Source organism: Microbulbifer sp. ABM4_008 (genome assembly GCF_056311705.1).
Genome location: NZ_CM149970.1, coordinates 2,871,351 through 2,891,129, shown reverse-complemented (window position 1 = coordinate 2,891,129; position 19,779 = coordinate 2,871,351). Strand labels below are relative to the sequence as shown.

Sequence of the window (19,779 nt, the reverse complement as noted above, 5' to 3'; positions counted from 1 at the left end):
GGGGTGAGGTGGAGGTTAAATGGGAAATGCAGATAGCGAGTAATACCATTTAGGTGAAGTAATGTTGGGTTGTAAGGTGTAGTTAAAAGATAGTACTGCAGTCGTATTTCATATGTTTAGCGTTGATCTGATGGTGTGTGTGGGCTTACCTCGCTGTCTCTTTTACTGGTATTTAAGTTCTTAATTTGGATCGGATAGAGTCTGTGTTTTTTGAAATTCCCAGGTGCTTAGGAGTGGGAAAGGTGCTCTTGGCTATTTGGTGACGTTGCGTAAGGCAAGGTGTTGGCTACTCTTATCCACTAGTTCTAAGTAGTGATCTATCTGAAAGGATATCCTTTTAGATCGTAGACTTGAGACTTCTGCATGAATATATTGTTGGGTTGAGGCGTGATCATCAAAGATTACGCAGATAAAAGTAATGTTTATTTAAGCAATTGTCTTACTATTGGCCAGTTGAGGTATAGGCATATTTTGATATTTCGTCGGTTCAGTGCTAGTTTCTGGAGAGTATGCTTTTTGAGATTTTAAAATGTGTATCAGAGCGTATACAAGCATTATCAATATCCAACTCAAATATTATCAGTGAGATATAAGCGTCTCATATTCAGTCTTTGATGTCTGAATTTGTCGACTTTATGTCATTTGCGACCAGTTCCACTAACTTAAACTTCTAGCTGTACCGCCTAGAAATACCTCGTCTATATGTTTGAGCTTTGCTTGAGATGTCCGATAAGCACTTAAGTATGTATCTCACCAAAATAAAAAGGAAATAGCCATGCGTTCTTTAATCTGGGTTGGCCTATGCTTGCTACTTTTTAGCAATATGGTCTGGGCCCAATCTACGTCCAAAGATGCCTTCCATATAGGGATATTATTGTACGACGGTGCACAAACCATTGATTACGCCGGGCCCTATGAGGTTTTTGGGTAAGCCAATTATCGTTTGACAACGGTTTCGGAAGATGGTGGAACCATTACTTCAGCTATGGGGCTTAAAGTGGCTCCAGATACCAGCTTCGATCAGGACAATCAATTTGATGCATTAATTATCCCTGGGGGCAGTATTAATGAAGCAATGGAGAGCCCGGAAGTATTACACTGGATTAAAGAGCAGTCCAAACAGGCTCAGTACATTCTATCGATATGTAACGGTGCCTTTATTCTGGCAAATACTGGGCTTCTGGATGGTAAGAAAGCAACCACCATTCGCGGAGCATTTGATTCTTTCGAGAAGAACTTCTCTGATGTTGAATTGGTGAAGAATAAAAAATTTGTTGATAACGGTAAGTTTATTACTACAGCTGGCCTTTCATCTGGTATAGACGGCGCTTTATATCTGGTAAGCAAGGTTGATACGATTGAAAAAGCCAAAAGTGTCGCAGCGAAGATTGAGTACCTGTGGCTGCCAGAGGGGGGCTATATCCGGGGGATGATGGCGGATAAAATTATGCCAAACCTTGGTGACTTGCCTGAATCAATTCAGTTTGTTTCTAAGGAGTATAGCTATGGTAGCCTGGAAGAATGGTACACCGCGTTTCAGCTTTCCGGTGAAGTGGAAACTGTAAAAGCCTGGTTAAATGAGCAAATGAAAGAAAATCCCGAGTGGAGGAAGGGGCAGGGTAAGTCTATTGACAATAAATGGGTGTATCAGTTTTATGATGATCGTACTGTATTGCAAGTTGACTTCGTTGCTCCCTCTGATATCAATCCTTGGGTGCTTAAGTTCAGCATATTAGATCAAGAGTCATAATTTGGTAGCTTTCGTTAAAGCTGGAGACGATAAAACCTAGAATATAGGAAAAGTATTTGCTTTCTGGTCTTCAGATTGAACATACCGTTTGCACCGCCACATCGTCATTTTTGAATTACATTGGGAAGGCTCTTCATTCCGGCGATAGCATATTTGATAGGGCTTGGAAATTGACCAGCCTCTTTTAATATTATTAAAAGTTTGGAAATTTGTGAACGACGGGTTTTTTCCACCGGTAACTTGAATTTGACAAATTCTGTCCCAGTTTTCTAGTTGTATACTTACAGAAGACGCCATTGAAGTTATTGATAGCGAGGACAAAATCAAAAAAATACTCACAGCTCTCACAATAAGCCATCCTGTCTGGTGACCCAATATTCGGAATTGCTACCCCATGATTATATGGTTTCGTGAAGCCCGTAACGAATTCCGAGAAGGCATCGGTGGCGGATCAATTAGAAGTGTTTGTTACTTTTTTGTGAGGCGCGACTGTTAGGTCAAATAATGTTGATCGCGGCTGTTCACTTTGGGGTTTTAGTCTGGGCTTGAAGCTAGGGATTTTGTGCAGTATCTATATCCGTCTACCTGATGAAAGGTAAAATAGAAGCGAGCCGAGGCTCGCATTCTTAATGCTGCCTGAAATTTAAATACTGCTTACTTCGATAGAGGATGCGTTGCTTTTATCTTTTGTCTTTAGAGTTTTCTGGGTGTTAGATTGGTGGGGCACAAAAGTTAAAAATTCATCCTCAATCGCTGAATCAAGGAGTATCTTACAGTCCTCCTCATAGTTATTTAACAGGCGCCATGGATAGCGCTTACCCTGTCTGGGGAGTTCTCCATTTGCCCGTTTTACATAGCCAGAGTCCAGGCTGCTCATTACCGAACCTTGTTCAGAACTGCCTTCGCTATCTATCGCTGTACACACTTGAAAGTTATTTGTTTCCATATACTTGAATAATCGGCAAATATAGCGAGCGGTAATGTCTGCTTTAAGAGTCCAGGGGGCGTTGGTATAGCCGAATACCCATGAGATGTTAGGAACCCCCTCCATTAGCACTGCTTTGTAAGTCAGCTTTTGATTGACTGCTACCGGTGCACGATCAATACAGAGCTTGATACCTCCTAGAACTTGTAACTTTAATCCGGTCGCACTGATAACAATGTCTGCGTCTACTTGTTGCCCTGACTTAAGCAGGATACCTTTATCTGAGAAGGTTTCTATTTCACCGGTGGCAACAGAAGCTTTCCCTGAGCAGATTGAGGAGAACAGATCTCCGTCAGGTACAACGCAGAGACGTTGATCCCAGGGGTTGTAACTGGGATCGAAGTGACTGAGATCGTAATTAGCTGGAAGGCTTTTTCTTACATCTTTTAATAGTAACTTTCTAATAAAGTTAGGCCAGCGCTTAGCAGCTTTAAAAATCCAGCGCTGCAATTTGATATTGCGCCAGCGTCCTAGCCTGTGGACCCAGGGTGCTGGCAGAAATTTTGATAGTACACGAGAGATTTTATCGATAGATGGAACTGAAATGATATAGCTTGGGGAGCGTTGCAACATGGTGACATGTTGGGCGGTGGTTGCGAGCGAGGGGACCAGGGTAACAGCGGTGGCGCCGCTGCCGATCACGATAATACGCTTGTTGCGGTAGTCCAGATTTTCTGGCCACTGTTGGGGATGAATAAGTTTTCCTTGATAGTTTTCTATACCTGGATATTGCGGCAAGTAGCCCTCTTTATGGTCGTAATACCCAGTACAGGCAATCAGAAAACTACAGGTATATCTCACTGGGCTGCCAGATTCGGTGTTGTGACCTTCCAGAGTCCAAGCTCGGTCTGTACTGGACCAGTTTGCCGTAGTTAAATTTATTCCAAAGTGAATTCTCTTTTTAACGTCATATTGCTCTGCGGTGGTTTCAATATATTTTTGGATAGATGGGCCATCCGCGAGTATTTTCTCGCCGGACCAGGGTTGGAAGTCATAGCCGAAGCTGTACATATCGGAATCAGATCGAATGCCCGGGTATTTAAAGAGGTCCCAGGTGCCGCCGACTTGTGCCCGACGCTCGATAATGGCGAAGCTGCGCCTGGGGCATTCGCGACTCAAATGACAAGCCATTCCTACCCCTGAGAGTCCCGCGCCGATAATTAATACATCGAAATGAGTCGATTTCACAATCCCTATCCCTGCAAATTTCTATGCCTTATAGACTGGGTAGATGTGCCCGTGATTTATTGTTAGATTGCGACAAATAATTGTCTTTCCGCGCCACAAAGATGGGGAGCAAGTTATGGGTAGCCTTGTACGAGTCAGTATTCTTTCCGGTTTCAGTGAATTCGTGGAGCAGCTTGGGGGCAGGGGGGAAGCCTTCTTGGCCGAGTTCGGTATGCCTTGTGATATCAGCCCGGCGGATTCCCGCTTGGTATCATTTGTTGAGGTCGCGCGCCTGCTGGAAACTGCAGCACGCCGGTTAGATCGCCCCGATTTGGGGCTGTGCCTCGCATCGCGACAAGGGGTGGAAGGCTTGGGTGGGATAGGTGTAGTTGCATGCAATGCGGCCACTCCCCGGCAAGCCTTGCTATCCGTTAGGCGCTTTCTTTCTCTTCATAGTTCATCCCTCAGTATGCAACTGGAACCATTAAGTGAGGGAGATGTACTACGTATTGTTTTTGATTGGCAGGACCCAGCTCTCAATAGCTATCGCCAGATCCGAGAGCAGGTGCTGGGAAATACGCTGACGATGATACGGATGTTGGTAGAGACTGAGTGTTGCCCGCAAAACGTACTGCTGCCTCATGGTCCTCAAATGGTAGAGGGTGACTACTGCAATTACTTTGGGTGTGGGGTTCTGTTTAGCTCGGGCTATTGTGCGATGGACTTCCCAGCTGCATTTCTGGATACACCACTGAAGTCTGCCGATCCAGTGGTTGAGCGATTGGCCATTCACCATTTGGAGCAGCAGAGTGCGACGCTGCCCGTTCCTCTAACTGTAGAAATTCGACAATTACTCAGTGAAATACTGCCCAGCGGCAGATCTCAGCTCGGCACTGTGGCAGGGGCGCTGAAGCTCCACCCCAGAACTTTACAGCGCCGCCTGGCTGCGGAAGGGCTTAGGTTCGAAGAACTATTGGATAACGTGCGGCGGGATCTGGCGACTCGATACTTATCCGATCCGAATCTGGCCTTGGGGCAGATTACGGGTTTGTTGGGGTACTCCGAGCAGAGTACATTTCAGCGAGCTTGTCGACGTTGGTTTGCGGAGACTCCCCGGAATCACCGCATACGCCTTGCAGGCAGCGCAATTGTGGGGCGGCCAGAATCTCCGTGAAAGCCTGGAGGGGGCAGTTCTTTCAATATTCAGTAGGCTCCACCTCTCCAGGACGCCAGGTTTTCTCCAGCCATGGCCCCAAGGGTCCATACAGTCTCAGGATTACGAAAAAACCTTTGTTAGGTAAGGTCTCCAGCCAGTTTTTCTCAAACCCTTTTGGCGCCTTGGGTCCAAAATAAACGTCATAAGAACCATCGGAATTTTGTCTTATCCCTTTCGACTGGCTGCTTACTGCGGGAAAGGGTTGGCTGGTTTTTAACATTGAGCGCGTTTGGCTGTCGTAGATATTTACTGCCCAAAAGGCATTGACCGGTACATCGGGGGGCAGGTGCAATTTGTATTTTCTAGAGCCGTCAAAGGGCTCTTTATTTTCATCGACAAAGGCAATGGCGTAATCAGAACCTTTGCCAGGTTCAATTGCAGTCATTGCTGGGCTGACACCGGTATAGGGATAGAAGTAGCTGACTCGAGCGTCACTATTAATGGTTTTGCCATCGGGGCCATTGAAGAAGATGTTCTTGCCGGGAAACGCCATTACCCAGGCGCTATCTGTGCCTGGGTAGATTTTGATATCGGAGAGGGATTTGTCTGTCCGTGGGTACCAAACAATTGAGCGGGCTATACCATTACCAATTGCAACTGCGTCCGTAAGAATTTTGGTCATTCTTTTATCTGGACTGAAGGCTTTTCCTTTTTCAATGCCTATTGAGGCAAAGAGGCCGCGTGTTTCTGGGTTAAGCATCCCAACCCACTCGTATTGAACGACTTCATTAAGGTGCTTATAGAATTGATAGTCATTGGGGTGGATGGTGTTGAAAGCCTTTCCAGACGCACTGATAAAGACCATCCTTGGCGGGTTACCTTTTTGAGCCAGGGGGTAGATTCTCAAGTTGTCTTTGATGTTTTGCACGGCCTCCGGCAAAGGCTGGTTACTTGGCGAGCGCATAAACACCCACAGTCGGAAGGAGCGAGGGTAGATGGGAATGTAGCCGAAGGGAATATTGCCTTTATAGTCTGGTGGCAGTAACAGAAACTTTCCCCCGCGCCCCTTATCCGGGCCAGAGGAGCCGATATCTTCAACAAAGCGGAACCAGGCATCATTAAACGCGCCCATAACGTCGGGCGGCGAGTGAAACACAGTTGGTCCGTCTCGTTTTAGATCTAAAAAAGCCAGCGTATAGATAGTCGAAGTATTGCCTGTGAGAAAAAGAGACTCAGAGTTCATTAATCGATCGAAAATTAACACTTCATTGGCAGACTTAGCGCCAAGCTCTCTTCCCCCTTTCATTAGAGCGTGTACTGATGCTCCCTGAATTCCTTTGAGGAAACTATCCACCGCACGCATATGATCCAAATAGTCGTAGAGCTTTTCTGCGGTCTGGGGGTAGGGAGCGCCATCGCGGAATTCGAGGGTGCCAATACTACTGTCCACCTTATCTGGCGTACTGATTGATTTCAGAGTCTCTGGATGTAAATCGGCGCAAAGCGGCAGAGAGCTGGTTAACAGAAGAAAAATTCCGACAGACCAAAATGCGTACTGAAGTAATCGAATCAAAATAGCTACCTCTATATGCAAGGCGTGCGTGATACGTAAGTGTGTGGTATTGCTTCCTCTATTGGGGTTATTTCGTGCCAATTTTTTGTGTTAACTGCCGGATTATAAAGATGGCTATCCCCAGGCGTAACTTGGGTATCTTTAGCGATAAGTTTGGCTTAATTTTGATCTGGTGGGGTCGGTGATTTAAAAGGTCAGCTTTATTGTAATTATTGGTCTATGGCATTTAGGCATGGCGCCCATGTTTTGTCTGGCAGACCTGGATTTAAAGGTTTACTTGAAGTCAGTAATTTCACGCCGCTACTGATCTGCCCCCCCCCTGTAACCGAAATTATTGCATTAACTTGCATTCAAATATTTATCTGGCTTTCAGTGCCGGTAGCCGATCACTTGTAAAAGAAATCTCTCAAGGTTTCATGGTTCTCAAAAACCACCTTCAGAAATAAGTTTGAGTAATTTTTAATATTTGCCCATCCTATTTTGTGACCAGTCGGTTCAAATTTTTTGGGCTTTATAGGGTTTCACTACCAAAAAAATTATTTTCTTTTTTTTGATCGTTTAATGGAATTAAATCCTGAGTAAATTGGTTTTTCATTGCCTATTTTTTTACTTGGTAGTGGTGCGAGATCGGAAAAAGGGTTTATTAACTTCTTGATTTATTTGTCTTTTGGAATGTTTGTAATGTTTAGTCAGATCGAATAATTTCTAACAGGATGAAACTTTTCATGGATTGATAAAGAGGTTGTCATAAGCTTTACAGAAAATGCTTGTCATTATTGGGTCATCCGATTTATAAAATGATCGTCCCATGTAGCCGGTTTGAATAGTTTTTTTTAGGCTTATTCGGACTAGATCAAAAATCTTAGAATAATAAATGGACTAAAAATGTTTTCTCTTGCCAGCCTGTTCGAGAAAGTTGTGGAAAAATGTTGGCAAGGTCGTCTGGAAAATCTGGATGGCGAGGTTTTGACCGCGGCTCACTGTGAGAATGCGTGGCTCTCACTTACAAATGAAGAAGTTTGTTTCAGTGCTGGCGACCGCATTTTAGTGTGTACTCAGTCTGAAATAGAGGCGGTCGCCATTATGTTGGCGGCGTGGAAGATGGGGTTGGTGGTTGTACCTGCAAAGGGGGATCTGAGCCACTCTTCAATTAAAATGATCGCTTCAGACTGTAATGCCAAGGCGATATGGCGTGCTGGAAAAATTGAGGCCTTGCCCGATTATCAGCAGGAATGCTCAGAGTTTGAAGTGTCTTCTATTCCAGTGGTCACAGGCGTAGATCTGGCTCTGGTGATCTATACCTCAGGAAGTACTGGTAAGCCAAAAGGCATTATGCTTACCCATCAAAATATTCTGACCTCCTTGGCCTCAATATCCCAATATTTGGGCCTGACAGCACAGGACAGAATTTTGTGCTTATCCCCTTTATCATTTGACTACGGTCTTTATCAGGTACTATTTGCGCTATATAGCAACTGTACAACCATCCTCTACGACAAACCATTTAACCCCATACAAGCCCTTAAAACGATTTCAGAGCGGGATATATCTGTTCTTCCGATCGTGCCAGCAATGGGGGCTGCGCTGGTGAAACTGGTGGGTTTGGTTAAACCTGATCTCAGCAATCTGCGCAGTATCACCAATACTGGGGGCCATTTATCTGAGTACATGATTCGCGCCTGGAAGGAGTACTGCCCAAGTCTAAATGTTTTCTCTATGTATGGTTTGACTGAGTGCAAGCGAGCCTTGTACTTGGAGCCAGAGCTTTGGGAAGAAAAGATGGGTTCAGTTGGCAAGCCGATCCCTGGCCTGGATGCACGGGTATTTATACCTCACTCAGAGGTCAATAAATTTAGAGAAGCAAAAGCTGATGAGGTAGGTGAGCTTTATGTTCGTGGGACGGCAGTGATGCAAGGCTACTATAACCCGGCCGCTCAAGGTGGTGCAGAAATCGCTCCGGGCAGGTATCGGGACGACAACTGGTTGGCGACGGGAGACCTTTTTACCCGTGATCAGGATGGCTTCTTCTATTTTAAAGGGCGTTCAAAAGACTTAATAAAACAAGGTGGATTTTGTCTGTTTCCAAAGGACTTGGAAAATCATATTGATATGTGCCCATTGGTGCATATCAATGCAGTCATCTGCACTAAAGATAAGCTCGAGAATGAAGTGGCTACTTGTGTTGTGGAGCTTCATGAGAATACCGCTGACAATCAGAAGCAGTTTCGCACTTGGCTGAAAGCGAACATAGATACTGACTACATGCCAAGAGATATCAGGTTTGTTGATGGAATTCAATTAACCGCTAATAGCAAGGTCGATAGGAAGCGCTTAGAACAGGATTTACAAGTCCATGCCTAATGATCTGAGCATATTTAGGCGGGATCCCGCCTAAAACATAAAACGCTAACTTAATAAAAATATAAACGATACGTTTAACCCTTGGGGGAGTTATGGGTGCACTGTCAGATGCGCTGGTTCAGCAGTTGGGCCAAAACAAGAAGCAGCTATCTACACCTTGTTATATCTATTCCGTTAAAACTGCTCACGATAACTACAAGCAGCTGAAGGAAGCGCTGGGCACGGGATTGATATACTCTCTGAAAGCCAATAGTTGCCTTGATTTAATACTTCGTTGTGGGCACATCTTTGAAGACGGTATTGAGATTGCATCTATAGGCGAACTAAATCTACTTCCCAAAGGGAATAGTCCCCGATTTGTCAATAACCCATCGGCAGATAAGGCCTTTATACGCGCTGCCATTGCGAGTAAGTGCCATTTAATTATCGACAACCTCAATCAATTAACTTTGGTTGAGGAGTTGAAGGCAAGGCGGCCAGTAAATCCTGTCGTTTTAAGGCTTAACCCCTCAATCTTGAGCCACTTTGACAAGAATCAAAAGGGCCTAAGAAAAGATCATTTTGGTTTCGACTGGAATGGCTGTCTTGAGGCTTTGGATTTTTGTAAGAAACATGGGGTTCCAGTTTTAGGTTTTCATTTGTTTAGGGGCTCATACTCCTTTAATAAAGGTGCTTTCGACACTGCCAAAGTGGCTTTACAAGTTGTTTATGAGTTTGAGGAAATACTGGGATACCCTCTGTCATTAGCCAATCTAGGTGGTGGGTTTGACCCCAATTGGCGGGAGCAGGAGTTTGATTTTGAGCAATATAGAAATTTGATTGCTGAATTTCCTGATCATATCAAGGTGGTTCACGAGAGTGGTCGAGCAATTATGGGCTCAGCCGGTTATTTCGTCACGGAAGTTCGCTATAAAAAGTCCATTAACGGTGACAAGTACGCCGTATGTGATGGGGGAATGGCCCAAAATTTCCTGTTGGCAAAAACGGAAAGTACCTTTAAACGATTCCAGCAACCTCATGTTTTGCGTAATGGGACTCCTCTAAAAGGGAATGATGAGGGGCAGAAAGTCCTTTTAGTGGGCACATCTTGTAATAAGGAAGATGTGATTGGGGAAGTCAACAATATTGACCTTCGAGAAGGGGACTTAGTCATATTTGATGGATGTGGTGCCTATAACGCAAGTTATACCGTAGCACCTTTCCTCAAGTTGCCGGCTCCGAACTCTTATCTGGTGGAGTAGATCATGGAAATGCAATCGGTTGTAGGTGGTTTTGTTCTCAATCAATTATCCAGTATTTCACCAGTGCCCAGCACATTGAAATCGCTGTTAGAAAATTCTTGTGCTCGGCTATTCGATGCATCAATGATTATCGAAGATCCTTTGACAGAGCTTGCACCACTTAGGGACGCTTCGGTTCAGCAGCCATTAGAGCAGTTTGAGCAGACCTTTGTTATTGATCAAATTATTGACACTGTCCGGGATGAAGGACTGGATAATCACTTTCACAATATGATCGGGCTATTTGGCTCGATTATGTTGAGCCTGACTGCTACAGATGATCAGCTTGCCCAGGTCAATAAATGGGTGGAGCAGGGGATTTTCGGCCATTTCCTTATGACAGACCCCGGCGGCCCGAGCCTTATGGGTTGGAAGACAGAGCTGATTGAAACTGATAGCGACATGCTACTGAATGTCGACAAGATCCACGGCATTGAGGCACATAAGCTTGGCTTTGCCATGGTAGTTACCAAGCAACCGGGAAGGCCTTTTCCCCTGACAGTGATGTTGCCGCCAGAACTCTGTAACCAACTACGGCAGAGTACTGTAGGAGAGCCGTTTTTAAATGGCACCTTACAGCTGGGAAATTGTAAGGGTAAAGTATCAATTACCAAAGACATGTTGTTGAGCAAAGGTGGGTTGGGTAGCGTCAATCGATTTTTAACACTGGTTCGCCCGCGCTTTGTTAAATCACTAATGCACTTTGTGCTTTGGCTACATGACTGTAAAGAAGCTCATTTAACCAGCGAAGATCAGGGTCATATAGAGTATCTAATTTATTTGTGTAATGAGCAGGTAGCTGCAACCACTTTCTCTATGCACAGTGTAAACCGTGTACTGGCAACGAAATTTACCAGCAATGAGCTTTTGCTGAACCTGGTCTTGTCAGGAAAGATCAAATCCGTGAATCGACAGCGCGATCTGTTGGCTTTCACAAAAATGGAAGGCAGTTCATATCGGTGCTTCTTTGAGATATATAGCAAATTTAAGGGGCTGCGGGTATGAGCCTGTATTTACGATCTGCAGCTTTTATCCCCATAGAAGGTATCGCTGTCTCATCCAGTAGTGATGTATCAACTGTCTTTGGTGATATTGCCAGGATTATCCGAAGACAGACAGATAGTGTATTAGATGCTGCTCCAGAGATAAAAGATTCGCAAATAGATCGCCATTTTTTATGCTCTACCATGATTGAACTTCCTTTGAGCTCATCGGCGATTAGTGAGCAGGACTTCAATTACGGTGATAATGCAAGAGCGCCAGTTACCAGTTTTGTTAATACCTATGAATGTGCATCTTGGGGTTATAGCCTTCGGCATTACCTGACACAAAACCCGGAATCGCGCTACTTACTGGTTAGTATTCTTGACGCCAATGTTTTAGATCTAACGTTTTGGCGAGAAAATGAAAATTGGGGCGATAGTGGTTTTGGTCTCTGTACACTGTTGTTTGAAGTGCGGGATCTTGACAGTATAAACCTTAATGCATCCTGCACGATTACTTATAATACAACTCCGGAATTTGCCACTGTCATCCGAAAAATGGCTGTTGGACGAGATGACCTGACTTTATCTTTGCCGTTCTTTCCAGAGAATATTCGCCAAATTTTCTCCAAATTGTTGTCGACCAATCAAAAGTTACCAGACTTGCACGATCGATGGGGGCATTGTTTTGGTAGTGATCCCTGGCTGAATATTATTTGCCAAGGCGCTGAAAAGGGCTTCGACAAGCAAGAAAATTTTCTGGCCTGTTCGATTGCATTGAATGGCTATTATTGCACTGTAGAAGTTACCGTTGATGAACAAAGTCACTTCTATCTAATGGAGGCCGCGTGATGAAGACTGTTGAGCTATCAACGTGTCTCGAACGTAACCCCTATCCGGACACATTGAAATCCTGCTTAGTACAAATGCTCCCGTTGAGTACTGAGCAGGACTATCTTGCATTATCCAGTCTACCAGTTAATTCCAGCCCGGTGCTACTGAATCATTCAGAGCACTATCAATTACTGCTGGATATTCTGCGATACTTTGAAGATTCTGAACTGGATATAGACTTAATCTTGATAAAAATGCAGATGCCCGCTGGCGGGCGTATGCCAAGTGCTCTATTACAAGACACCGTTTTAATGCTTCATGACCTGGCTGGTGAAGAAACAATATTGGTTAGAGAAGGAAAACGATATATAGCTATTGAGGATAGCTTGGTTCGCCACCCATTTGAAGCGGGAACAAACCAGCTGAAAATCAGGTTGGCAGTGGATATTGATTGCCATGATCTCTTAATTGAGGGGCTTTCTAAACTACTTATCGAGTGCGGTTTCGGTGATATAACAATAAACACCATGGACGGGACAGCATAAAGATGTTTATTAAAAACCTATGGGTAGACAGTGGTGGGCAGGTTGATCGATTACTTGATGCCTTGAGAGGACACCTGGATCAATATGATTTGTTACCAGAACTTATCTATGTGGTTTCTGCGGGAGAGGCTAATGTTCTACAGGATAGTCGGGTTGTAGAGTTTATAGCAGACCTTGAAGATGGTGGGCATAATATTCGATTTGTGGGTAGCGCCTGCACCAGCTTCCATGCTGCAGTATTGAGTTTTTCAAAGTGTAGTGAAGCCGAAGCTTTGATCTTAAATCTCGAACTGGGCAAAGAGCGGCAACAAGAGTGCCTGGATTCATTGGGAATTGGAGTTGGACCTGATCAAGATGGCTTAGATGTTCTTGTAGGTGTGGCGGCTACCTGGATCTGTCGAGAGTATTGTGAAACACATCTCTGTCAAATATCCAGCTGCGATATTCTCTCTCAAGCGCCATCTTTATCTGGCGCACCAGATTTAGTAAAGAGTATTAAGCAGGTAATCTCAACCAGCTCTAGTGATGATACTCGAGTAGTATCCTTTGATATCCGCTCGAAATGGGCCAAGGGGCTCCTGAAAGGGTTTTCGCACAGCGACAAGGCCTCATGGTTACCCAGTATTGAAGAGGACGGCTGGCACTATTTGAGTATTAAACCTCTCTCTGAATTGATCAGTTATTACATTGAGGAAAAGGTGACTGATCTATGGCTGTTAACTCTAGGGGGTGGCGGCAGGGTAGGTTGCTTGAAAATAGACATTCCTTCGCCCAATTTTCAGGGATTTCTTTCAAGACTGGTAAATGTTGAGAAATTGGTGTTGGAAGACGCCTATATAGATTTTAGTTCCGCCCAGCACCTGGGTGACACTCTAGGCCAGGATTACCTTTCGCATATTCGTGAGGCATTAAGGTATCCCAAGAGGATTTACCGTGGAAGACACAATCAGATATTTGACTGGGTATTAGGTGCAGGTAGTTGGCGTACGCTGTTGGAATATCAAGGAGCAAGACATGGATAATAATATTTATAAAACTGATATAAGAGAATTTAAATTCCTTATTGAAGAACAGTTCCATGAAGCTAAAACTCTGTTCAGCGACCAGATGTTTAAAGGGTGCTCACCAGAGATTCTCCATGAAATTTTAGTTCGGGCTAAAAAATTCTCTTATGAGATTCTCGGGCCGGGATACCAGGATTCAGATCGAGAGGGATGCCAGTTAGAGAATGGGAAAGTAAAGCTCCCGAGCGCATTCCCTGAGATGTGGCAGAGGTTTAAGGAAGACTGGGGGAATATTTCCTCACTTGAGGGCGAACAAAATACAACTATTCCGCCCTTTGTAATGCAAATGCTCCTGGAAATGTTTATGGGGGCAAATCCAAGTTTTATGACTTATGGTGGTTTTTGCTTGCCGTCCTCCACCTTGGTGGAAAAATATGGAACCGATCTGCAAAAAGACCTGTTTAGGGACAAATTAGCCACCTCAGAGTGGACATCTTGTCTCTGTCTCACTGAACCCCAGGCGGGAAGTGATGTATCACTTGTAGAGACTCGCGCTGCGAAACAGGAAGATGGCACTTATTTGTTAACGGGCGAAAAATATCTGATCAGCGCCGGTATGCACGACCTGACAGAAAACACCATTTATTTCGTTATGGGTCGTGGCGAAAAAAGCGGCTCGGGCACCTACGGTTTGTCCTGCTTTATTGTGCCTAAGTACTGGGTTGAAGAGAATGGGAGTCTCGGCGAGTTTAATAATATCGAATGCATTTCTCTAGCTGAGAAAATGGGCTTTAAAGGGTGTGCAAACACTCACCTTCGCTTTGGTGACAATGGCCCCTGTAGAGCTTACCTACTGGGGAATCGTGAGAATGTAGGCTTGTTGCAGTTTCTTACCTTGATGAATCAGGCACGAATCAGCACAGGTGTTTACGCCTTGGGTATGGCTTCCTCAGCCTACTACAATGCACTTTCCTATTCGACAAAGCGCTTACAGGGCAAGAGATTTCACGAGAGCTTTAGCTCTACCGCAAGCCGGGTCAATATCGTTGAGCATACCGATGTCCAGCGTATGTTGTTGGAAATGAAATCCAAGGTAGAGGGCTGTAGAGCACTGATTGCTAAACTGACATTGTCAGAGAGCTTAGTCAAAATCTACCAGGGGCAGGAAGACAAAAAGGATCGCATTGCTCACTACCAGGGTTTAATGAACCTGCTAACTCCAGTTGTTAAAGCCTATATCAGTGACCAGGCTTGGCGTATCTGTGAATTGGCGATCCAAACCTGTGGTGGTCAGGGTTATCTCAAGGATCTGGGTATAGAGCAATATGCCCGGGATATTAAAGTGCTGGCAATCTGGGAGGGAACGAATTATATCCAGAGCCAGGACTTGATCCGGGATAAGTTAGGATTGGGTAATTCCAGTAAGCTATTCCAATTCTACCAGGCAGAAATTGACAATTTCCTCGATCGGGCCACGGACTACCCTCAGTTTGAGGTTGAATTTGAGCGCTTAAAGACCTCGTTTGGACATTTCGAGGCAGCACTGAAAGCTGTGCAGGTATGGGTGAAGACAAAAGAAATGTTCAAAATCCCTGCCTATAGCACACGTATTCTACATATGCTTGGTGATATAACCTTAGCCTGGCTTCTATTGGAGGCTGCATGTGCGTCATCAGATAAGTTGAGTCAGGACCTGAATGATACTGATGAGGAATTCTATCGCTCGAAAATTGTCAGTGCTAAATTCTTTATTCGCAATGAGTTACCCCGTACCAAGCTGGTGCTGGATATCCTTCAGGATCAGGACTCTTTTTGTGAAATGGACGCTTCCTCCTGGAATTCATTATTATCAAATGTGGAGGCTGTCTCATGAACAAGCTTGATCAGCTGGAATCCAATTATGATGTAGTGATTATCGGTGGTGGATGGGCTGGCTTAACCCTGGCCCGTCAACTTAAGCTCAATGATGGTGCTTTAACCATATTGGTTGTTGAGGCAAATACTGAGTTTAAGGCCAAAGTTGGTGAAGCGACAGTGGAGATGACCGGCCACTACTTTATGAAGCAGTTGGGCTTGGTGAATTATCTCTATAGGAATCACTTGCCTAAAAATGGTCTGCGTTTTTTCTACGATAACCCTGAGCATACACTGTCATTAACAGAGATGAGTGAGCACGGAACCACCAGTATTCCGCCTCATCCAGCTTTTCAAATTGACCGGGCCAGATTGGAATCCGACCTTGTCGATATGAATAGGGCGAATGGCATAGAGGTTATTCAGGGCGTAAAAGCAAAAAATCTTAACATACAGCCAGGTGATGAACTCCATTCTATAGAGCTTATGGAAGATGGCGCTAGCGGAGTGGTTAACGCCCGCTGGTTAGTAGATTGCAGTGGTCGAAATCGGGTTGCTAAGAAGCATAAGAAGCTTACCCGAGTTGAGAATGTCCCTAAACACTTCTCTGCCTGGGGTCGGTTTAAGAACATACAGGATATCGACTCCATGGGAGATATGAATTGGAGAAAGAAGGCCTTTGGACGCTTTCTTTCAACGAATCATTTTTCTGGAGATGGTTACTGGGTTTGGTTTATACCCTTAAGTGGTGGCTATACCAGTGTAGGTATCGTTGGCGAGAATAGTAAATTCGACAAGCCGCCCACAAAGAAGCAAGATTTCCTAGATTTTTTGTTGGCTTATAGAGCTATTTCGGAGCTTCTGGAAGGCGCCGAGCTTATTGATTTCGAGGCTTGGGGACAGCTTGCCTATAGAGCGGATGAGTTTATCTTCGAGGACCGCTGGGCTACCTCCGGATTTTCCTCGATGTTCCTTGATCCTCTGTTTAGTGGTGGGGGCGATATGATAGCCCTGTTTAATGACCATATTTGTAAGTACATTGTTGCCGATATCTCAGACAATAATCGTGATGAAGCTCAGCAGCGGCTTGCAAAAGAATTGCCGATCGCGAATCAAGTGGTCACAGAATTTTACCAGGGCCTCTATGCTCATGTAGCAAATGTATACCCGGTTATTGACTCTGCTGAACTGTGTTCTCCTTTGCTTGCCTACAATACCGCTGCTTATTTCCTGGAGAGTGCCTGGGATTATATGTCAGGTAATTATCTGGATCAGGAGTACTGGCTACGCAAAAGTTACCTGCGCCGTGGATACATGGCCCTTGAGTTAATCCTGCAACGTCTTTTAGTTGAAACGGCAAAAGAGCTTAAAGCTCAGAATCGATATTTTCGCAGAAATAGTGAAGGTTTCTTTGAGTCCGGTGCCGATCACTATAAGTACTTTGTATATTTAATGGGAACCCAGGGCCGGGACGGTTGGCGAATCGATCTGCGGGTCAAACTTTGGGTTGAAGTTTTCCTGAGTGTTGTCCAGGCGCGACTCGACCTCCCTAAACTGGCAAACCGGATGGTTGTTCAGCAGGCTATTACCCTGCCTGATCTTTTACAAAAGCCAAATATGAATGGGGCTGACCTCAATTGGCTGCTTGAGAAGTTATCTATCAAGCTTACAGATCTAGTCAATGAGGATATGGCAGATCCAGTGAGCGTTATTGTATCGGAAGAGTCCTTCCACACAGATACGATTGAAGTTATGGATCTTGCGGGTAGCTACTCCAATAAAGAACTCGCTGAGGTTAACAAGAAAGCAAAATCTATCTGGGTGCAGACTCAGGAGTATATTGCGATCCCTAGTATGGTTCCTGTATTTCTTGCTTTTGCACGCAGTCAGCCGGATAGCATAATGGATTCGGTCATTGACCAGCGTGAAGCTATGCGCACAGCTGAATTAGACTCTGCTCATGCGGATTCGGAGGTTGTGTGATTCAGGAGTTCTTTCAGGCGCGGGATGGAAAAAAACTCTCCTTTCGCTGGTTGCCGTGCGATGAATCTGACTTGGTGCTTGTCTGCATGCACGGGAGCACGTTCAGTAGCCAGTGGTATTTAATGTTTGGACGGATGGTGCACCGAAACGGTATTAGTGTGTGTCTGCCAGACTGGCGAGGCCATGGTAAGAGTGAAGGTGTTCCGGGGGATCTCGATTATTCCGACCAATTGCAAGACGATCTTGCCGATCTATTAAAACACCTCAAGAAAAGAGGGGCTAAGGCCTTTGTTCTTGGAGGGCACAGCGCGGGATCATTGGTTGCACTTAAATATCTGCACCTATATGGCAGTAAAGATATTGCAGGTTTTTTTGCGATAGCACCGCCTCTGACTCAGTCAGAGGAAACAAGAAAGTACGATATTCCCGCATCTGGCTTTGAGTATTACATTCGTTACGGAAGAAAGCGTCACTATACGCGGCCTAGGGCATCGGCTGGTGATCAGAATCTGCCAAAAATAAAAATGCTGAAATATTGGCTGGCACTTTTGTTCCCCCCATTGAGGAAGTTATCAGTGCTGAGCTTCCCCCCGGTGGGATCAGCAGCGGGGAATCAGGGGCGAGTTTTGGACTGTACGTTTAACTTGCTCAGCGCCTATAACGTAAAGAGATACGCAGATCTCTTTGCAAGTTTAAATGTACCCTGCCACTTTTTTGTTGGAGAGAAGGACGAAGTACTTGATACCCACGTGCTCCACTCCGTTTTGAGCTGGTATCTCTCTCCCAGTATTAAGGCTGGGCTCACTGAGTTGCCCAGAGCTACTCATATGTCAGCTATTTCTGCTTCGGCAAAACCTATTTCCAACTGGTTGACAACTTTGATGCAGCAACCTGAGGGGGCTGTTGCATGAGACCTAGCAAAGGCAAAACTCCCCTGATGCGAGAAAAAATGTTGCCCGTCGGTGCAGAGGTTTCACTGAGTTCATTTTTAAGTGATACCGATTGGGGAGCAGGGCATGGCGAAGATTGGACATCTTTAGGAACTATAAAGAGAAGTGATAAAAACACTTTTCACTTGCAAGTTGGCAAGGCGTTTCGCTTTCCCCTTTATTATTACCTGAAGGATGATCGTCTATTTGTTGGTCAGGATTTATCACTATTTCCTGCTGTTGGTGCCGATACGGTAGATTGCCACTACTTAATTGAAATAGAGTATTTTGGTTTCTCCACAGAAAGAAAGAGCCTTTTGCAGAATGTTAAAATGCTCTTTCCTGAAGATGATGTTGTTATATCAGCCAGAGAGCTTATTTGGCTCTCTGCTGAACATTATCAATCTGGGTCATTTGATGTAGCCCTGGTGACTCCTGAGGAAGCTACCGATAAACTCTTCAACAGTTTACCTGAGGTAACCTCTAAGCTTTTCTCGCCTGTTGATACCACTTTTTATGCTCATATTGCCAATCGTTTGGTGGAGTCAAGCGGCACCAAATTAAAAGTGGGTAGACGAAGCCTGCCTTTAACGGTTGGCTATCAGGAGAAGCGGGCAAAGATCTTTAATAAGGCTCATAAAAATAGAGTCGTAGAAGGGATCGATCTACAAAGTTACACCGACATGGTGCAGGAAGAGTTGGATCGAGCCTGGAAGGACTCAGAGTCAAGTCTCGATAGGGAAGATTATACCTTCCAAACTTTCTATCTGCCTTTTGCCCAGTTTTTACTCAATATACTGGCAATGAATACCAGCAAGATGGTGGAGATTGTTGAAGGTTCGGGAGATGAGGGTGTAACTCCCCCGGCACTGTCAATAAGTGATAAACCTATCTGTAATATTTACGAATCTTTTCAGCGGGTGTTTTTTTATGGACACCATTGGCTTGCAAAAGTCTGGTTCTATATACCGCCCATGATCAGTTCTGCTGCCATAAAACAGCAGCAAAAATACTCAGAACGAGAGCAGCATGTTTGTGTTTTTACTTTAACATTGGACTACTTGCTGCGATTTAATAACTTAAAAATAGGAAATGTTACTGGAGAGTAATTATGTCTACAGCAGTTGTAAAGAACAAGGTACAAGAGCTTTGTGAGCAAATAGCTCTTATGCTGAATGTTGATGCTGTCGATGCAGATACACCCATTGCAGAACTCGGGGTGGATTCCCTGAATATTGTCGAGGTGATTCTAATTTGCGAGCAGTTATACCCGGGGGTGATGAGCCCTGAAAATCTTGTTTTCGATGAGCACACCACCCTAAGGGAAATGGATGGTCAACTACTTGAAAACTCGGAAGAAGTCTAGCGTACTTCG

15 protein-coding genes are annotated in these 19,779 nt (G+C 44.8%); 13 read left to right on the top strand and 2 right to left on the bottom strand.

Annotation, left to right across the window (positions count from 1 at the left end; genetic code table 11):
• The first annotated feature begins 943 nt into the window (after positions 1-943).
• Positions 944-1,750 carry a DJ-1/PfpI family protein gene (locus ACYX4J_RS12350; protein WP_476176719.1) on the top strand — a complete coding sequence of 269 codons (807 nt, stop codon included), beginning with the start codon at positions 944-946 and terminating at the stop codon, positions 1,748-1,750.
• Positions 1,751-2,393: 643 nt separating this feature from the next.
• Here ACYX4J_RS12350 and ACYX4J_RS12345 read toward each other — a convergent pair.
• The gene (locus ACYX4J_RS12345) at positions 2,394-3,923 is read right to left on the bottom strand and encodes a flavin-containing monooxygenase (protein ID WP_476176718.1); all 1,530 of its coding nucleotides are present in this window, start codon (positions 3,921-3,923) and stop codon (positions 2,394-2,396) included.
• Between the two features lie 115 nt (positions 3,924-4,038).
• Here ACYX4J_RS12345 and ACYX4J_RS12340 point away from each other — a divergent pair, with 115 nt between their 5' ends.
• A complete protein-coding gene (locus tag ACYX4J_RS12340; protein WP_444912791.1) occupies positions 4,039-5,076 on the top strand; it encodes an AraC family transcriptional regulator in 1,038 nt (345 codons plus the stop codon).
• Positions 5,077-5,098: 22 nt separating this feature from the next.
• Here ACYX4J_RS12340 and ACYX4J_RS12335 read toward each other — a convergent pair whose 3' ends face one another.
• Complete coding sequence (locus ACYX4J_RS12335; protein WP_444959624.1) at positions 5,099-6,631, bottom strand: DUF1254 domain-containing protein; 1,533 nt, start codon at positions 6,629-6,631, stop codon at positions 5,099-5,101.
• An 885-nt stretch (positions 6,632-7,516) separates the two neighbouring features.
• On the opposite strand from ACYX4J_RS12335, the gene ACYX4J_RS12330 reads away from it, so the two are divergent.
• From ACYX4J_RS12330 to ACYX4J_RS12280, 11 genes are all read left to right on the top strand, one after another.
• Entirely contained in the window at positions 7,517-8,992 is a 1,476-nt protein-coding gene (locus tag ACYX4J_RS12330; RefSeq protein ID WP_476176717.1) for a class I adenylate-forming enzyme family protein, read from the top strand.
• A 92-nt stretch (positions 8,993-9,084) separates the two neighbouring features.
• Positions 9,085-10,233 (top strand): type III PLP-dependent enzyme domain-containing protein, encoded by a 1,149-nt coding sequence (locus ACYX4J_RS12325; RefSeq protein WP_476176716.1) that lies wholly within the window; start codon positions 9,085-9,087, stop codon positions 10,231-10,233.
• 3 nt (positions 10,234-10,236) lie between these two features.
• Entirely contained in the window at positions 10,237-11,277 is a 1,041-nt protein-coding gene (locus tag ACYX4J_RS12320; protein WP_476176715.1) for a hypothetical protein, read from the top strand.
• Positions 11,274-12,107, top strand: a complete 834-nt coding sequence (locus ACYX4J_RS12315) for a hypothetical protein (protein ID WP_476176714.1) — start codon at positions 11,274-11,276, stop codon at positions 12,105-12,107. The genes ACYX4J_RS12320 and ACYX4J_RS12315 overlap by 4 nt, the downstream gene beginning before the upstream one ends.
• Entirely contained in the window at positions 12,104-12,634 is a 531-nt protein-coding gene (locus ACYX4J_RS12310; RefSeq protein WP_476176713.1) for a hypothetical protein, read from the top strand. The genes ACYX4J_RS12315 and ACYX4J_RS12310 overlap by 4 nt, the downstream gene beginning before the upstream one ends.
• A 2-nt stretch (positions 12,635-12,636) precedes the next feature.
• Positions 12,637-13,656 carry a hypothetical protein gene (locus ACYX4J_RS12305; protein WP_444927537.1) on the top strand — a complete coding sequence of 340 codons (1,020 nt, stop codon included), beginning with the start codon at positions 12,637-12,639 and terminating at the stop codon, positions 13,654-13,656.
• Entirely contained in the window at positions 13,649-15,511 is a 1,863-nt protein-coding gene (locus ACYX4J_RS12300; protein ID WP_476176712.1) for an acyl-CoA dehydrogenase, read from the top strand. The genes ACYX4J_RS12305 and ACYX4J_RS12300 overlap by 8 nt, the downstream gene beginning before the upstream one ends.
• Positions 15,508-17,475 (top strand): NAD(P)/FAD-dependent oxidoreductase, encoded by a 1,968-nt coding sequence (locus ACYX4J_RS12295; RefSeq protein ID WP_476176711.1) that lies wholly within the window; start codon positions 15,508-15,510, stop codon positions 17,473-17,475. Before ACYX4J_RS12300 ends, ACYX4J_RS12295 begins: the two co-directional genes overlap by 4 nt.
• Complete coding sequence (locus ACYX4J_RS12290; protein WP_476176710.1) at positions 17,472-18,386, top strand: alpha/beta fold hydrolase; 915 nt, start codon at positions 17,472-17,474, stop codon at positions 18,384-18,386. The genes ACYX4J_RS12295 and ACYX4J_RS12290 overlap by 4 nt, the downstream gene beginning before the upstream one ends.
• Positions 18,383-19,513 carry a hypothetical protein gene (locus tag ACYX4J_RS12285; protein ID WP_476176709.1) on the top strand — a complete coding sequence of 377 codons (1,131 nt, stop codon included), beginning with the start codon at positions 18,383-18,385 and terminating at the stop codon, positions 19,511-19,513. Before ACYX4J_RS12290 ends, ACYX4J_RS12285 begins: the two co-directional genes overlap by 4 nt.
• A gap of 2 nt (positions 19,514-19,515) precedes the next feature.
• Entirely contained in the window at positions 19,516-19,770 is a 255-nt protein-coding gene (locus tag ACYX4J_RS12280; RefSeq protein WP_476176708.1) for an acyl carrier protein, read from the top strand.
• The last annotated feature ends 9 nt before the right edge of the window (positions 19,771-19,779 follow it).